The following is a 16,525-nucleotide window of genomic DNA, read 5'->3' as shown; positions in this document are numbered from 1 at the left end:
TGCGGACGTAGCTCAGTTGGTAGAGCGCAACCTTGCCAAGGTTGAGGTCGCCAGTTCGAACCTGGTCGTCCGCTCGTATGAAGGAAGGCCCCGGTCAGTGACCGGGGCCTTCGTCGTGCGGGTCAGCTCCAGCTGGTGCCCGTCAGACGCTCGTACGCCTCCACGTACTTGGCGCGGGTCGCGTCCACCACCTGCTCGGGCAGCGGCGGCGGGGGCTGCTCGCCCTTCCGGTCCCAGCCGGACTCCGCGGAGGTCAGCCAGTCGCGGACGAACTGCTTGTCGTACGACGGCTGCGCGCGGCCCGGCTGCCACTGGTCGGCCGGCCAGAAGCGGGAGGAGTCCGGAGTGAGCACCTCGTCGGCAAGGACCAGGGTGTCGCCCTCGAAGCCGAACTCGAACTTGGTGTCCGCGAGGATGATCCCCCGGTCTCGGGCGATGTCGCGGGCGCGGGCGTAGACGGCGAGGGTCGCCTGCCGGAGCTGGGCGGCGGTCTCCGCGCCGACCTGGCGGGCCACCTCCTCGTACGAGACGTTCTCGTCGTGCTCGCCGACCGCGGCCTTGGTGGCCGGGGTGAAGATCGGGGCGGGTAGTTCCGAGCCGTCGACCAGGCCCTCGGGGAGGGCGAGGCCGCAGACGGTACGCGACTCCTCGTACTCGACGAGGCCCGAGCCGGTGAGGTAGCCGCGGGCCACGCACTCGACCGGGACCATCTGGAGCGACGTGCAGACAAGGGTGCGCCCGGCCCAGTCGGCGGGGGCGCCGGCGGGAAGTTCGGTGCTCAGGACATGGTTCGGTGCCAGGTCACGGAGCTTGTCGAACCACCACAGGGACAGCTGCGTGAGGACGCGGCCCTTGTCGGGGATCTCGGTCGGCAGCACCCAGTCGTAGGCGGACATGCGGTCGCTGGCGACCATCACGAGGTCGCCCGCCTCGTTCTGGTACAGGTCGCGCACCTTGCCGGTGTGCAGATGCACCAGGCCCGGAACCTGAAGCGGCTCGGGCTTTTCGACGAATCCGGACACGGTTCCTCCCCGTGGTTCTGTCCAAGTGGCTCGATTCTCCCGTACGCGGGAGTCGTCGCGGACAGGGGGACCGGACAGTGGGCGGTCAGGCGCGTTTGCAGATGCGATCCAGGAGGTTTGCCGTGGCCCGCTGGACCCGTGCGTCGACGTGGCCCGGGCGGTCCAGGGACGGCGACCAGGCGAACGTCCCGGATGCGAAGACCAGGGCGCCGGACGGGGCTCGGTAGAGGGAGGTCTCCTGGTGACGCAGGGCGCCCTCGGCATCGGTGTACGGGGAGTGCGCGAGCAGGATGCGGTCGTCGTGCTCGGGCAGCGGGGTGCGCGGGAAGTAGCGGTCGGCCTCGCCCGCGACCAGACCGCCGATCTCGTCGCCCTCGTGCGCGCCGGTCGCCTCCCACAGCCAGTGGTCGGCGTTGCGGACGACCAGGGGGTGCGGTTCGGGGACCCGGCCCGCGTACTGGATGCCGATCAGCTGCTGCTCGGCCCGGTCGATCTCGCGCCAGAGCAGCGGCCGGCCCGGGCCCCTGCGCTTGCGGCAGGTGAGCAGCCGGTCCGGGACTCCGGAGGGCGAGGCGCCCAACTCGACCTGCCAGTAGAGGGAGTTGGCGGACAGGAAGACGAGGGACGTGCCGTGGTCGCGGGCGTCCTCCACGGTACGGCGCATGGCCGTCGACCAGTACTCGTCGTGTCCGGGGAAGACCATTCCGCGGTAGCGGGTGGGGTCGATGTGACCGCCGTGCAGGTCGCGGGCGTCGGCGTAGGCGAGGTCGTAGCCGTAGCGCTCGGCCCAGCGGATGAAGTCGTAGGCGTGACCGACATGCAGCGGGAGGCCGGCTCCCGCGTACGGCCGGTCGAAGGAGACCGTGGTCGCGGCGTCTGCCTCGCCGAGCAGACGGCCGCTCTCGTCCCAGGCGTGGTAGAGGCTCGCCCCGGTACGGCCGTCCTCCGGGTAGAGGTTGTAGGCCTGCCAGGTGATGTCGGGCAGCAGCAGGAGCAGGTCCGCGGGCTGGTGGTCGCGGACGGTGAAGGGGATGTGGGAGCGGTAGCCGTCGACGGTGGTGAGGACGGCGACATACGCGCCGGCGCTCCAGTAGCTCGGGACCTGGAGCCGCCAGGACAGCCACCAGTGGTGACAGGAGACCGTGCGGTCGGCGGTGAGCGGCGGTGGCTGGACGATGCCGGACAGGCGGGGGCTGGTGGTGATCTTGGCGGCGCCGTCACCGCCGTAGTGGCCGATCCGGTAGACGTCGACGCTGAACTCCTGGGGCGGGTCGACCGTGATGTGGAAGTCGACGGCCTCGCCGGGCTGGACCGCCCCGGTGGAGGTGAAGCCCTTGATCTGACGGCGGACGTCGTCGGCCGCGCGGGGGCCTCCGGCGGCGCGGGGGGCCGGGATTCTCGCTGCGCCGGCCTCCGGGCGGGCGGCCGGGTCCGCTTCCACGTACCAGGGGACCATCTGGCCGGTGTCGCCGAAGTACGTCTCGCCGCCCCGCAGCCAGGGAACCGGGCCCTGGCCGAAGGGATCCGTCACCGCGTGCGCCAGTGCCCCCGACTCCCAGCGGCGGCTGTGCTCCGAACCCGTGCCCATGGTCGCTCCCCTCCCTCTTGCCCCCGTGGTGGTGCGTCTTGAGTGGTGGTGCGTTGTGAGTGGTGGTGCATGTGGCGGGTCTCTGTGGTGTCCGTGGTGTCCGTGAGGTCTGCCGGGTCTGTGGTGGGTGCCTTCGGTGCGCCTGTGCTGCCGTGCTCGGCGCCGGTTTCGGCCGTCGGTGGTGTGGCGCCGCGCCGGGTGGTGCTGTGCGGTGGGCGGCTCCGGCGGGACGGTCACCTGGCCTAGGCCGCTGCCATGTGCGCGATCGGTCCCAGCACATCACATGACGCACTCAGGCTGTCACTATTCGTCGCGAATTGGCCGAAAGTGGAATCAGGACCTCCGATACGGCGGCCCGTGGGCGGCGCGTGTCAGACGAGTCGTACCGGTTTCTCCGGACGTATCCCCGACTCGATCAGCCACGCCTGGAGCGGGGCCGGGTCGCCGTCCTCCACGAGGCTGAGGACGCGGGGGGTCAGATCGACCGCCCGTTCACCGTTGATGAGGAGCGACGGGCCGTCGAGCCAGTCGAGGCCCGGCATCGCGCCGGCGGTGTCCATCGCGGCACAGCAGACCATCGCGGTGACGTGGTCGGCGAGCAGTTCACGGGCCGTGCGGGGTGGCTGGAGGGGGAAGAGAGGAAGCGCGCCGACGTCCCACAGGGCGGTGTCGGAGGCCTGTCCGGCCGCTTCCGCCGACGTGCCGCGGTCCGAGGGGGCGGTCGCCTCCTCGCGTGCCAGTTCCGCGGTGAGACCGGCGGCGAGGGCGGAACTCCGTTCGTTCCCGCCGACGGTGTCGTCCTCGTCGTCGTCCCTGCCCATGGCCTCGTAGGCGGCCGGGACGCGGGGCGCGGCGTTGCGGGTCGTGTCGTCCGGGCGGTTCGAATCGTCCGGGCGGTTCGTGTCGTCCGGGTGGCCCGCGCGGTCCGCGCCGTCCGTCTGGGTTCTGCCGCCCGGCTGCTCCGTCGGTCGCGGGGTGGCGGGGGTGGTCGCGGGTTCCGGCGGGGTCGTCAGGTGGTCGAGGACCCGGGCCAGGGTGGGGCCGACGGGGTTGGGTGCGGCGGGGCCGGGGGACCTGCGGACACCGAGGGTGTCGAGGACCCGGTGCAGGCGGGCCGCGTCGATCCGCCACTTCCGGTCGACCACCTCGTCCGGATACTCCTGCCAGTCCACCGGGGCCCAGTCCGGGCCGGTCTCGGCGGGGCCTCCGTGGAAGAGGCGAGCGGCCAGGAGGGAGGCGGCCTCGTCGATCGTGCCGGGCTCTTCGAGCAGGTCACAGGCGGGGCGCTCGCCCAGCCGCGAGGTGAAGCCCTCGGCCAGCCGGTCGCGGCGGGACAGCTCGGTGAGGGCCGCGACGACGCCGGCGTCGAGCCGGGCGGGCCAGCGGCCCATGCGCCAGGCGGGCAGCGCGACGCGGGTCAGCAGCCGGTCCCAGCCCGCGTACGCCAGACCCACCTGTTCCTGGGCGACGATCCGCAGGCCGTAGTCCACAGCCTGTGCGCGCTCGGCGGCCGCGGCGGCGACGCCACGCTCCATCTCGGCGGCATGGACACGGCAGCTGCGCAGCAGCAGTCGGGTGATCCGGCCGACGCCCGCGAGAACCGTGCGGGAGACGGGGTCGCGCCCGGGTGCCGAGGCCACGGCCACCGCCGCGTCCAGGCCTCGTACGAAGCGGCGGGCCGCGGCTATGTCCGGGTGCGCCGAGGGGCCCGTACCGGCGACGACCGGGGCGAGAACCGCGCGCAGCTCACCGACGCGCATCCACCACAGGAACGGAGAGCCGATGACGAGGACGGGCGCTGCCGTCGTACGACGCGGCCGGGGCGTGCCGATGCCCCGGACACCCGCTATCTCGTCACGTGCCTCGGGCGGGGGTGTGCCGTTGGCCGGGTGGGTGCGGTCCTCGAGCCAGCTGTCGCAGTCCGGCGTGAGTGCCAGGGCGGAGGGCGCGGGGACGTCGAGGCGGTCGGCGAGGTCACGCACCAACCGGTACAGGTCGGGGGCCGACGCCTCGGCGATCGGGACGGTGGGGCTGACGGCGGGACGGGCGCGGGCCACGACCAGCGCGACCCCGGCCGCGGCGAGCAGAACGAGGACGGCGGCCCACGTCACGACCCAGCGCGCCGTGTGCCAGCCCGGGCCGACGAGATGGCCGGTGGCGTCGCCGGCGAGCAGCACCACGGCGACCGCCGCGGGCAGCAGCGCCACGGCCAGTGCCCGGCTGCGGATGCGCAGCACGGCGAGTGCCCGCGACCGCGCGGTCTGCGCCCCTGCCTCCACACCGATACCGGTCACGAGCTGACCTCACCCCCTCCCTGCTGTCCTGGCTGCCTGGCCCTGCTGGGGTTGCTCACTCCCCCACTGTGGCACCCACGACTGACATCGCAATGCCGGTGGGCCAAGTGCCGGAACGCTTGCGCCGCACCATAGTTGGGGCCCCGGCCCCCGTCAGCCATAAATGGCACCGCTCACTCGATCGAATGGCTTTGGGGAAAGGTGGATGACGGTGGGCAAAGATCAGGCCCCGAATCCTGAGACGGATTCGGGGCCTTCGAGGTTCATCCGCGGCCTTGGCCGGGCGTCGGGTCAGGACCGTCGCGAGGCGTCCGCGGCGGCCTTCGCCGCGATGTCCGTACGGTGCTGGGAACCGTCGAGCCGGATACGGGAGACGGCCCGGTAGGCCCGCTCGCGGGCCTCGGTGAGGTCCTCGCCGCTCGCCGTGACGGACAGGACACGGCCGCCGGCGCTGACCACGGCGTCGCCGTCGAACCGGGTCCCCGCGTGCAGGACGTAAGCGTGCGGGGCGTCCTGGGCGGCCACCTCGTCGAGGCCGGTGACGGTGTCGCCGGTGCGCGGGGTGTCCGGGTAGTTGTGGGAGGCGATGACGACGGTGACGGCCGCCTCGGCGCTCCAGCGCAGGGGCTCCAGGTGGGCGAGGGTGCCCGTCGCGGAGGCCAGCAGGATGCCGGCGAGCGGAGATTTGAGGCGGGCCAGCACGACCTGGGTCTCGGGGTCGCCGAAGCGGGCGTTGAACTCGATCACGCGGACACCGCGCGAGGTGATGGCGAGCCCGGCGTAGAGCAGGCCGGAGAACGGTGTGCCGCGGCGGCGCATCTCGTCGACGGTCGGCTGGAGAACGCTCTCCAGGACCTCCTCCACCAGCTTCGGCTCGGCCCAGGGCAGCGGGGAGTACGCGCCCATGCCGCCGGTGTTCGGACCCTCGTCGCCGTCGAGCGCCCGCTTGAAGTCCTGGGCGGGCTGGAGGGGCAGGACGGTCACGCCGTCGGTGATGGCGAAGAGGGAGACCTCCGGGCCGTCGAGGAACTCCTCGATGACGACCCGCTCACAGGCCGCCGCGTGTTCCTTGGCGGCCTCGAGGTCGCCGGTGACGACGACACCCTTGCCGGCAGCCAGCCCGTCGTCCTTGACGACGTACGGCGCCCCGAAGGCGTCGAGCGCCTCGGCGGCCTCCTCCGGAGTCGTACAGACATACGACCGCGCGGTGGGGACACCGGCTCCGGCCATCACGTCCTTGGCGAAGGCCTTCGAGCCTTCGAGCTGCGCGGCCTCCTCGGAGGGACCGAAGACGGGGATGCCCGCCTCGCGCACGGCGTCGGCGACCCCGGCGACAAGGGGTGCCTCCGGTCCGACCACGACCAGTTCGGCGCCGAGTTCGGTGGCCAGCGCGGCTACCGCGGTGCCGTCCAGGGCGTCGACCTGGTGCAGCTCGGCGACCTCGGCGATGCCGGCGTTGCCGGGGGCGCAGTGCAGCGCGGTGACATCGGGGTCGAGGGACAGGGAACGGCACAGGGCGTGTTCGCGGGCGCCGCTGCCGATGACGAGGACCTTCACGGGGGTCAGCCTAACGGGAGCGGGGCCGGGGAGTTTGTGCGGCCTTCCGAAGGGGCGCGGGCCGGGTGTTCGTACGTTCCTCCGAAAGCGGTGCGGAGTCGTGGGCGGGCCGCCTACTCGTTGGTGAACTCCTCGACCACCGTGGCCCCCAGCTCCCGCACGATGAGTTCGCGGCCGGACAGGGCCGACTCGTTGAGGTCGGGGTCGTCGTCCTCCGGGATGTCGTCCTCGATGGAGACCGGCGGCGGCGGTTTCGGTGCGGAGGCCTGGGGGGCGGGGCGCGAGACATCGGCGGAGGCCGAAGCCGTCGGGGACCCCGGGCCGCTCGGCGCGGGTGAGGCGGACGCGGGGCGCTGCGCGGTCGTACCGCCGCCCTGCGCGTAGGCGCCGGACGCGCCGGAAGCACCGGCGGAGCCACCGGCGGCACCTCCGCCGTAGCCGGCGTTGCCGCTGTAGCCCGGATTACCGGTGGGACCGCCACCGGTCGCCGGGGGTACCGAGCCGCCGCCCGACGGGTCGACGATCGCCTCGATCTTCCACTGCACGTTGAACTGCTCGGCCAGCGCCTGCTTCAGCACCTCCTCGCTGCCGCTGCTCGCGAAGTTGTCCCGCGCTCCGGAGTTGACGAAGCCGATCTGGAGAGTCGTGCCGTCGAAGCCGGTGACCTGCGCGTTCTGGCTGAGCAGGATCCAGGTGAACCGGCGCCGGTTCTTGACGGTCTCCAGGATGTTGGGCCAGAGCGTGCGGGGGTCGGGGCCACCACTCGGAGGCGGGGCGGCAGGGGCCGCGACAGGAGGGGGCGAGGAAGGGGCCGGCGGAGCGGCCGACGGGGTCGGCGGGGCGGGCGTGGGCGTGGGCTGCGCGGCAGCGGGGTTCCCGCCGCCGGCGGGAGACGCGGTCGGCCAGCCTCCTGGGCGCCGGGCTCCGCCCGCAGGGGCGGCGGTGGGCCAGGCACCGGGGGCGGCGGCCGGGGCGGAGGAGGGCTGAGGCGCTGGTGGCTGCGGCTGCTGCGGTTGTGGCTGCTGCGGCTGCTGCGGCTGCTGTTCGAAGGCCGGGGGACCGGCGGCGGCAGGAGCCGCGGCAGGAGTGACCGGTGCGGGGGCTCCCTGCCCTGCGGCCGGTGTCCGCACCGCCGCCCGGGCCGCCGCAGGCCCGCTGCCGGGCGGAACGGGAGCGGCGCCCGCGGGTGCCGCTCCCCCGTGGGCCTCGGGTCCGGGCACGTATCCGATCGGGGGCATGGCGGCCGCGCCGGCGCCCGCGGAGAGGTTCACGCCGCGTTCGAGGCGGTCCAGACGGGCCATGACCGCACGCTCGTCCCCGTAGGCGGCGGGGAGCATCACGCGCGCGCAGATCAGCTCGAGCTGGAGCCGGGGCGAGTTGGCGCCCCGCATCTCGGTCAGTCCCTCGTTGACGAGGTCGGCGGCACGGCTCAGCTCGGCGGCGCCGAAGGTGCCGGCCTGGGCCTGCATGCGCTCGATGACATCGGAGGGAGCGTCGATGAGCCCCTTCTCCGCCGCGTCGGGCACGGCGGCCAGGATCACCAGGTCGCGCAGCCGCTCCAGCAGGTCGGCGACGAACCGCCGGGGGTCGTTGCCCCCCTCGATGATGCGGTCGACGACCTCGAAGGCGGCGGCGCCGTCGCCGGTGGCGAAGGCCTCCACCACCGAGTCGAGGAGCGACCCCTCGGTGTATCCGAGCAGGGAGGTGGCCATGGCGTATGTCACACCGTCGGCACCGGCACCGGCGAGCAGCTGGTCCATCACGGACATGGAGTCACGCACCGACCCGGCGCCCGAGCGGACCACCAGGGGCAGCACCCCGTCCTCGACCGGGATCTGCTCCTGCCCGCACACCTCGCCGAGGTACTCGCGCAGGGTCCCGGGCGGCACGAGCCGGAACGGGTAGTGGTGGGTGCGCGACCGGATGGTCCCGATGACCTTCTCGGGCTCGGTGGTGGCGAAGATGAACTTCAGATGTTCCGGAGGCTCCTCGACGACCTTGAGCAGGGCGTTGAAGCCGGCCGACGTGACCATGTGGGCCTCGTCGATGATGTAGATCTTGTACCGGCTGCCCGCAGGCCCGAAGAACGCCTTTTCCCGCAGCTCACGGGCGTCGTCGACGCCACCGTGCGAAGCGGCGTCGATCTCGATGACGTCGATGGAACCCGGCCCGTTGCGCGCCAGGTCGCGACAGGAGCGGCACTCACCGCACGGCGTCGGCGTGGGCCCCTGCTCGCAGTTCAGACACCGCGCCAGGATGCGCGCGCTCGTCGTCTTCCCGCATCCGCGCGGACCGCTGAACAGGTACGCGTGATTGACCCGGTTGTTCCGCAGCGCCTGCTGCAGCGGGTCGGTGACATGCTCCTGCCCGATGACCTCGGCGAACGACTCCGGGCGATAGCGGCGGTACAGCGCGAGAGACGACACGCATACGAGGTTATAGGCGTCCACTGACAACCGGCCCCGCCCGAGGAACCGGGCCCGCCCACGCAAGCGCCCCCCACGCACCCGCCAGAGCCAACCTACCCTTGCTGCCTTCCGGCCCTGGGGGAGTTCAGTCAGATAGCGCCGCGTGAGGGGCTGCGCACAGGCTACAGGATCTGAGCGGGAGGAACGAGTTCGCGAGCACTCCTCAACGTCTTGTATTGTTTGCCGCGGAGGATTCGCCTAGTGGCCTAGGGCGCACGCTTGGAAAGCGTGTTGGGGGCAACCCCTCACGAGTTCGAATCTCGTATCCTCCGCCAGTGCCTCACCGGGCACGATGTCGAAGGGCCCCGCTGCTCGCAGCGGGGCCCTTCGTCGTTGTCCGTCCCCGTTTCCGCCTCGGTTCTCTGCCGGACCTCGCGAAGAGCATCGCCGCATCGCTTTCGTGCCGGGCGACCTTGTGGAGCGTGATCCCGGCGCGGGGCCATCGGTCGCCAACCGGTCGTGAGTCCTGCCGTAGGTCGGGTAACCGGTGCGCATGGACGGCGCGTTGGGCGGCATTCTGGTGGGGACGTGTTCATGGACCGATCGGGCTCTGGTCGGCAGCGGGTGGTATCCGGCCGGGCGGCGGGACGCCGAGGGGCGGTTGCGGTACTACGCCGAGCGGTTTCCGGTCGTCGAGGTCGACGCGAGTTACTACGCCCTGCCGAGCGAGCGCAACAGCCGACTGTGGGTGGAGCGGACGCCGGACGGGTTCGTGTTCGACGTGAAGGCCTTCTCGCTGCTCACCGGACATCCGACGAGAGACGCGGCCGTCCCCGGTGGGCTGCCCGCCGATGCCGGTGATCCCGCGGTGCTCGACGAGGTGTGGGCCCGGTTTCGCGCCGGGATCGAGCCGTTGCGGGCGGCCGGGCGGCTCGGAAGTGTGCTGTTCCAGTTCCCGCCGTGGTTCCGGCCCGGGACGCGCGCCGAGAAGTTCCTGGAGCAGTGCGCGGTCCGGACCGCCGGATGGCCCGTCGCCGTCGAGTTCCGGCATCCCGACTGGTGGCGGGGGGAGCGGGCGGAGGCGACCTGTGCGCTGCTGGCCCGGTACGGTCTGGCGGCCGTCGCCGTCGACATGGCGCAGACGCTGCCCGCCTCCTTACCGCCTGTCACCCCCGTCACCTCGCCCCGGCTGTCCGTCGTGCGGTTCCATGGGCGCAGCAACGCCTGGGGCACCGGGAGCAAGGAGGACCGGTTCCGGCACGACTACCGGCGCGAGGAACTCCAGGAGTGGGTGCCGCGGGTGCGGGCGCTCGCCGAACGGGTGGGCCCGGACGGGCAGGTGCACGTCCTGTTCAACAACTGCTGCGGGGACTCGGCCGTCCGGGCCGCCGGGACCATGGCCCACCTGCTGTCCGCGGGGACCTCCTAGCGCACGATCCGCACCGTCCGCGTCACGCTGACCTGGTCCACTTCCGAGACCCTGATCGTCGCCTTCATGGTCCAGTCGCCGGCGATGGGCAGGGTGAAGCTGTTCGCGGCCCAGTAGCCGCCCCTGTCGGTCACCTTGGCGTCCAGGGGGCCGATCTTCTGCGCGTCGAGGGTGAAGGAGAGGCGGAGTTCGGGGACGGCGGCCAGGCCGTCGTCGGCGCCGTAGACCACCGCCTGGACGGAGTTGTCGCCCACCCGGCCCGGGTCGAGGGTGATCTGCACCTTGCCGCGGGCGGGGGGAGTGCCGATGTCGAACGGGATGGTGGTGACGGACGCGACGGGCACCCCGGTCCCGGCCGCGGGAGCCGTCCCGGCGGTCTCGGCGGCCTCCGCGGCCGCCCGGCCGGGCAGCGTGCCGGTGAGTACGGTCGTGATCACCAACACCGCGACCCCGACGGCGACTTCGGCCAGGACGGAACGGCGCAGGCCACGGCGGTGCGCGTCCACGGAGCTGACATCCGGCTCCGTCGACGTTCCCGGATTCGGTGCCTTTCCCGGCTCTCCCGCCTTCCCCGCCTCGTCCGCACTCTCCAGATCCCGATGCGACCGTGCCGGCGGCTCGCCCCCCACCGGCTCCCTCACCGTCACCGGCACGGTCACCGCCTCCGGCACAGTCACCGCCCCCGGCACCCCTTCCCGTACCGGCGACTCGGTTTCCGTCTCGGTCTCCTCCCCCGCCTCCGCCGTCACCAGCCGTGCCGTCCACCGCCGGGACCAGCCCGCGGCCGCGAGCAGCAGCAGGACCGCGACGAGTTTGGCGGTCAGGAGACGGCCGTACGACGTGTCGGTGAACGCGTTCCAGGAGCCGAGACCGCGCCAGGACTGGTAGACGCCGGTGACGACCAGGACGGTCACGGAGACGAAGGCCAGGCGGGAGAAGCGGGTGACCATGGCGGCCGGAGCGGCCGACGAGCGGTAGAGGGTCGTGAGCAGGGCCGCGAGGCCGCCCAGCCACACCGCCATCGCCAGCACGTGCAGGACCGCCGAGGTCAGGGCGACCGGGACCTGGATGCCCGCGGAGGCGTGCTCCGCGGCGGCCCAGGTCAGGGCCAGGCACACGGCCAGGACGGCGCCCGCCGCGAGCAGTGGGCGCGGCTGCCGGTCCTTCTCGCGGTGCCGGGACAGCCGTAGCAGGAAGAGGGCCGAGAGCGGCAGCAGCGCCAGGCGGGCCAGCAGGACGATGCCCGGCCTGGTGGTCAGGGTGTGGTTCAGGGCGGACACGTCGAAGGCCGTCGCCGGGCCGGTGCCCGTCTCGTAGGGGGCGCGCAGCACCAGCAGGGCGAGGGTGCTGCCGAGCAGCGTCCACCAGCCCGCGACCAGCGGTTTCCGCAAGGGGGCGGGGTCCGGCGGGCGGCACAGGGCCAGGAACGCGGCCGTGCCGATGAGCAGGGCCGCGGCGAGGAACGCCAGGTACCGGGCGATGTTGTAGAGGCTGGTGGTGGCCGGGTCCTCGGCCGGTCCCGTGTCGAGGGTCGCCGCGGTGGCGGAGGCCTTGCCGACGGAGAAGGTGAAGGCGCCCGAGACCGGGTGGCTGTCCGCCGACACCACGCGCCACGCCACCACGTACGTGCCCTTGGGCAGCTTCGCGGGCAGGCTCACACGGGCCGTGTCGGACCGACCCTGCGCGTGCTGCGCCTCGCCGAGGCGCAGTCGCCGGTTGTCGGGGTCCAGGACGCGGAACGAGTCGTCGAGCAGGCCGACGGACTCGGTGAAGGTCAGGGTGACGTCGCGGGGGGCGGACTTGAGGACGGTTCCGTCCCCGGGGTCGGTGCCGCGGAGGGCGGCGTGGGCCGACGCGGGGGACGCGCCGCCGAGGACGAGCAGGACCAGCACGGCGCCCAGCAGCACCAGCCCTTGAAGTCCGCGTCGCCGGCTTCCTCGTCGGGCATCGTCCTGTCCCTCGATCCGCCGTCGCTCCACGTCACTTCTCCGTCTTGGGGCTCGCCTCTCCGGAATACGTACGGACGCGAGCGCTTCGCCGCTCACCCACCCCGGTGTGTCCGGGGGAGACGCTCACCACCCTGGCCGAGTCGACATCCCGCCGTCCACCACCAGGTCGTGCCCGGTGATCCAGCCCGCGAGCGGCGAGGCCAGGAACACGCACGCGTCGCCGACGTCCCGCGGGCTGCCCAGCCGTCCCGTCGGCGCCCCCTCCCGCCACCGCCGTACGCCGTCGGGCCAGGCCTCCGCCAGGCCCTCGCGGTCGATCAGGCCGGGGGAGACCGTGTTGACGCGGATGCCGTACGGGCCGTACTCCAGGGCGGCGGAGCGGGCGTGCATCAGGACGGCGGCCTTGGACGCGCAGTAGTGGGCGTGCAGCGGGGCGGGGCGGCTCGCCTCGATCGAGGCGATGTGGGTGACCGTGCCCCCGCCCTGTTCGCGCATGATCTCCGCCGCCGCCTGGGTGCAGGCGAAGACGCTCGACAGGTTGGTGTCGACGACCGCCCGCCAGTCCGCCGCCGTCATCCCGGGCAGGTCCCGCGTCGGCTGTACTCCCGCGTTGTTGACCAGCGCGGTCAGCCGGCCCCCGCCCCACTCGGCCGCCTCCGCGACCAGCCGCCGGGCCGCGTCCTCGTCGGTGAGGTCCCCGGCCGGCAGGACGACGGCCCGGGCGCCCAGGGCGCGGATCCGTTCGGCCACCTCGTGCGCGGCCGCCACCCCGGTGCGGCAGTGCAGCGCGAGGGCCGCGCCCTCCTCGGCGAAGCGCAGCGCGATCCCGCGCCCGATGCCACCGCTCGCGCCCGTGACCAGGGCGACCTGCCCGTCGAGAAGTCGCGTCGGCACGCTCGTCGGCCGTCCCGTCGCCTGTGTCATGGGCGGCACAGTGGCACGATCCGGGCCGCCTCGGACGGATAGCGCGCCGTCAGCCGCGCCGCGTCCCCGTGCTCGTATCCCTCGTAGGTGAAACCGGGTGCCATCGTGCAGCCGAAGAACGTCCACGCGCCGCCCTCGGCGACCCGCGCGCCCATCCAGGTGCCGGCGGGGACGGTGAGCTGGGGGTGCTGGCCGCCGAGGACGTCCGGGCCGAGCACGGGTGTGCTGGACGTGCCGTCCGGGGCGAGGAGCAGCAGGCCCAGAGGGTCGCCCAGGTAGAAGTGCCAGATCTCGTCGGTGGGCAGGCGGTGCAGGGCGGAGAAGTCGTCCGGTGCGGCGGTGAGCAGGGCGACGATGGCCGAGCCCGCCGGGCGTCCGTCCGGGCCCGGCGGTCCTGCCCAGGTACGGCGGAAGCGGCCGCCCTCGCGCGGGATCGGCTCCAGGTCGTAGTGCGCGACGAGGTCTTCGGGAGTCACCCGGGGAAGGCTACCTCCCGGCTGAGGAAGGCCAGTTGGGCGTGCTTCTCGGGCAGTTGGACGTCCGGGAGGTCGATCTCCGGCAGGACGACCACGTCTCCCGCCTCGAAGCCCTGCCGGAGGAAGCGGGCGATCGCCTTCTCGTTGCGCAGGTCGGGGTCGACCACGACCCGGTCGCGGTCCAGGCCCAGCAGCACGTACGACGTGACGGCGGTGAGCAGCGCCGACGACCAGCCGGGCCGCGGGCCGTCCGCCGCGGCGGGCGCGAGCAGCACGTGGACGCCGATGTCCCCGGGCCTGACCTCGTAGCACTCGCCGACCCGGTCGGCCTCCGGCTCGTAGGTCTGCAGCAGTCCGGCCGGCTCGTCGTCCCGCAGCAGCAGGTAGGCGTGGTGGGTGTCGAGGGTGTCCAGGTGCGCGTAGATCTCCGCGACCTCGTCCTCGGTCAGGCCGTTCATGCCCCAGAAGGAGGCCCGTTCCTCGCTGACCCAGGCGTGGACCACCCCGGCGTCGGCGTGCGGGTCCAGGCGCAGCACGCGGATCGTGCCGAAGCCCTCGGCGAACCGCTCGTGAACGGGCTCGCGGCCGGCGATGTGCGGGCGGCGGTCAGACATCGGTCTCCTTCTTGAGCTGATTCCAGTCGGTGACCACGGGGACGAGATCGCCCCGCAGCCACAGGGGGAGCTGGTCGCGGTAGTGGGGCGAGCCGGGCAGGCCCGAGGCGCCGAGCGGGACCACCCACCGGCTGTCCTCGCGGCGGGCCAGGTCCCAGACGTAGCGGGCGGCGGGGCCGCGTGCGCTCAGGTCGGTCAGGCCGGGCACGGCGGAGGTGCACAGCACGCAGTCGTGGTCGCCGGACAGTCCGGGCTGCTCGGCCGCCGGGTACGCGAACCGCGCGAGGTAGGAGTCGTACGACGGGCCGGTGAGCGCCCGCCACGGGACCAGGCGGTGCACCTCTCCCCACGTGGCGGCGGGCGGCGCGGCGGCCACCTCCTCCACGGCCTCGCGGACGGCGGCGGCGCGGTCCACGCCGTACGACTCCTCGGCGCGCAGGAGGTGTTCGAGGGCGAAGCCGATACGCGGGACGAGGGCGAGCCAGGGCAGCAGGACCTCGGGGTAGGCGGGCGGGGCGGTCAGCGCGGCGAACGCCGGGTGCGCCGCGAACCGGCGTACGACCGCGCCACGCAGCGCCGCGTAGGTGGCGGCGTCCGCGCTGCCCGCGTCCATGCGGCGGTCCCAGCCGAGCAGGGACTCCCTGACACGGTCGGCCTCGGGGGACAGCTCGTCGAGGGCGGCCAGGTGGTCCAGCAGGGGCGTGGCGGAGGCGAGATGGGTGTCGGTGTGGATCGCGGGCATGTCACCGGCCGACCAGCGGGTCTTCCCGGCGAGGAGGGCGGTGATGCGGTCGGCGCGGTGGGGCGCGGCGAACTCGACGCCGAGGGGGGCGGCCGGGCCGCGCTGGTTGGCCATCACGGCGACGCCGTCGCTCAGACCGGCGCGCGGCATGGCGTGCCAGCCGGTCCACGCGTGGCCCGGTTCCCAGGCGGGCACCGGCCGGACACCGTTGGCCTCGGCGCGCACCGGCACCCGGCCCGCGACCCGGTGCAGGAGGCCGCCCTCGGTGTCGGCGGCCTGGACCACGTTGACGGGCTCGGCCCACGCGTCGAAGGCACGGTCCACGTCGGCGACCCGGCGGGCCCGCAGCAGCGGCAGCAGGGCGCCGAAGCCGAGATCCGCCGTGACGCGGGGCGGGTAACGGAGGCTGAGCGCGACCGGGGTGCCGTCGTCGAGCCCCTCGGGGCCGCCGGCGATCACCGGACCGCGCTCCGTCTCGATCACCTCGACCCGCACCGGCTCCTCCCCCGCCACCTCGACGGTCTCCGTGTGCCGGGCGGCGCGCCGCCAGGTGCCGTCGGGGCCGAGCGCCTCGACTCCCGCGCCGGTGCGCCGCAACCGCTCGCGGTAGAGGTCCTGGTAGTCGGCCATCGCGTTGGTGATGGCCCAGGCGACGGTGCCGGTGTGGCCGAAGTGGGCGATGCCGGGGACGCCCGGGACGGCGAGGCCGACGACGTCGAACTCCGGGCAGGACAGGCGGATCTGCTGGTAGACGCCGGGGTCCTCGATGAAGCGGTGCGGATCGCCCGCGATCAGCGCCTGGCCGGTGGTGGTCCGTTCGCCGCTCACCAGCCAGCCGTTGCTGCCCGCGGTGGCGGGTCCGTCGGCGGCGAACAGGCCGACGGCCTCCTCCCCCAGGTGCTCCGCGGCCTGCTCGCGCCAGAGCTTCGCCGGGAAGCCGGCGAACAGGATGTGGGTGGCCAGCCAGACGCCGAGGGGGGTCCACGGCTCCCAGTGGCCGGGGGCGAGGCCGAGGTGGGAGAACTCGGGGGCCGCGCCGCCGGCCAGGCCCTCGTTGACGCCGTCGACGTACGCCCGGACCCAGTCCGCCGTCTCGGGGTCCTGTTCCACCAGGGCGGCGAAACAGCGTCTGGCGGTGTCGTCGAGGCGGGCCTGTCTCGCGAAGCGGTCCCAGGGGACGGCGTCGGTGCCGAGGAAGGCGGCCGAGGTGCCCTGCGCGCGGTGGCGCTCGACCTCCAGTTGCCAGGCCCGGTCGCGGGCGGTGACGCGGCCCTGGGCGCGGGCGAGTTCGCGTGCGCCGGACGCCCGCAGGTGCGGGATTCCCCAGGCGTCGCGGTAGGTCTCGGTGGTCACCCTGCGGCCCTTCTCTTTCTGCGGGCCTTCCGCTCTTCCGCAAGCCTTGCGGTCTGCTTCGGGCGTTCTGGCCTTGTTCAAGCCTTCTGGCCTGTTCACGCCTCTACGGCTTCCGTTTTAGTTAGGCTTGCCTAACTTCGACGACAGCGTACGCGACCCGTGCGGAGCC

The 16,525-nt window shown here is 73.4% G+C and carries 11 protein-coding genes, 2 tRNA genes and 1 other RNA gene; 3 read left to right on the top strand and 11 right to left on the bottom strand.

Annotation, left to right across the window (positions count from 1 at the left end; genetic code table 11):
- The first annotated feature begins 1 nt into the window (after window position 1).
- Window positions 2–74 (top strand) — tRNA-Gly (locus tag OG985_RS24340).
- Window positions 75–122: 48 nt separating this feature from the next.
- Here OG985_RS24340 and OG985_RS24335 read toward each other — a convergent pair.
- The 6 genes from OG985_RS24335 to ffs all read right to left on the bottom strand — a co-directional run bounded on the left by OG985_RS24335 (window position 123) and on the right by ffs (window position 9,045).
- Window positions 123–1,022 (bottom strand): phosphoribosylaminoimidazolesuccinocarboxamide synthase, encoded by a 900-nt coding sequence (locus tag OG985_RS24335; protein ID WP_371670452.1) that lies wholly within the window; start codon window positions 1,020–1,022, stop codon window positions 123–125.
- 85 nt (window positions 1,023–1,107) lie between these two features.
- Window positions 1,108–2,610: a N,N-dimethylformamidase beta subunit family domain-containing protein gene (locus OG985_RS24330; RefSeq protein ID WP_371670451.1), complete on the bottom strand. Its 1,503-nt coding sequence runs from the start codon at window positions 2,608–2,610 to the stop codon at window positions 1,108–1,110.
- A 371-nt stretch (window positions 2,611–2,981) separates the two neighbouring features.
- Window positions 2,982–4,904: a hypothetical protein gene (locus OG985_RS24325; protein ID WP_371670450.1), complete on the bottom strand. Its 1,923-nt coding sequence runs from the start codon at window positions 4,902–4,904 to the stop codon at window positions 2,982–2,984.
- Between the two features lie 291 nt (window positions 4,905–5,195).
- The gene (gene purD, locus OG985_RS24320) at window positions 5,196–6,461 is read right to left on the bottom strand and encodes a phosphoribosylamine--glycine ligase (RefSeq protein ID WP_371670449.1); all 1,266 of its coding nucleotides are present in this window, start codon (window positions 6,459–6,461) and stop codon (window positions 5,196–5,198) included.
- A 113-nt stretch (window positions 6,462–6,574) separates the two neighbouring features.
- Window positions 6,575–8,887: a DNA polymerase III subunit gamma and tau gene (locus tag OG985_RS24315; RefSeq protein ID WP_371670448.1), complete on the bottom strand. Its 2,313-nt coding sequence runs from the start codon at window positions 8,885–8,887 to the stop codon at window positions 6,575–6,577.
- Between the two features lie 59 nt (window positions 8,888–8,946).
- Window positions 8,947–9,045, bottom strand: an RNA gene (gene ffs, locus OG985_RS24310) — signal recognition particle sRNA small type.
- 71 nt (window positions 9,046–9,116) lie between these two features.
- On the opposite strand from ffs, the gene OG985_RS24305 reads away from it, so the two are divergent.
- Both OG985_RS24305 and OG985_RS24300 read left to right on the top strand, forming a co-directional pair.
- A tRNA-Ser gene (locus OG985_RS24305) sits at window positions 9,117–9,204 on the top strand.
- 230 nt (window positions 9,205–9,434) lie between these two features.
- Window positions 9,435–10,298 carry a DUF72 domain-containing protein gene (locus tag OG985_RS24300; protein WP_371674483.1) on the top strand — a complete coding sequence of 288 codons (864 nt, stop codon included), beginning with the start codon at window positions 9,435–9,437 and terminating at the stop codon, window positions 10,296–10,298.
- On the opposite strand, the gene OG985_RS24295 is transcribed toward OG985_RS24300, so the two are convergent.
- The 5 genes from OG985_RS24295 to OG985_RS24275 form a co-directional block, all read right to left on the bottom strand.
- Complete coding sequence (locus OG985_RS24295) at window positions 10,295–12,205, bottom strand: copper resistance CopC/CopD family protein (RefSeq protein ID WP_371674482.1); 1,911 nt, start codon at window positions 12,203–12,205, stop codon at window positions 10,295–10,297. The genes OG985_RS24300 and OG985_RS24295 overlap by 4 nt on opposite strands.
- Before the next feature lie 165 nt (window positions 12,206–12,370).
- Entirely contained in the window at window positions 12,371–13,171 is an 801-nt protein-coding gene (locus OG985_RS24290; RefSeq protein ID WP_371670447.1) for an SDR family NAD(P)-dependent oxidoreductase, read from the bottom strand.
- Window positions 13,168–13,647 (bottom strand): cupin domain-containing protein, encoded by a 480-nt coding sequence (locus OG985_RS24285; RefSeq protein WP_371670446.1) that lies wholly within the window; start codon window positions 13,645–13,647, stop codon window positions 13,168–13,170. The genes OG985_RS24290 and OG985_RS24285 overlap by 4 nt, the downstream gene beginning before the upstream one ends.
- The gene (locus OG985_RS24280; RefSeq protein ID WP_371670445.1) at window positions 13,644–14,261 is read right to left on the bottom strand and encodes a GNAT family N-acetyltransferase; all 618 of its coding nucleotides are present in this window, start codon (window positions 14,259–14,261) and stop codon (window positions 13,644–13,646) included. Before OG985_RS24280 ends, OG985_RS24285 begins: the two co-directional genes overlap by 4 nt.
- Window positions 14,254–16,356, bottom strand: coding sequence for a penicillin acylase family protein (locus OG985_RS24275; RefSeq protein ID WP_371670444.1), 2,103 nt, complete (start codon window positions 16,354–16,356; stop codon window positions 14,254–14,256). Before OG985_RS24275 ends, OG985_RS24280 begins: the two co-directional genes overlap by 8 nt.
- Window positions 16,357–16,525: the final 169 nt, after the last annotated feature.

It is taken from the genome of Streptomyces sp. NBC_00289, from assembly GCF_041435115.1.
Lineage (GTDB): Bacteria > Actinomycetota > Actinomycetes > Streptomycetales > Streptomycetaceae > Streptomyces.
Note: the sequence above shows the minus strand (reverse complement) of the source record. Positions and strands in the feature narration are given on the sequence as shown.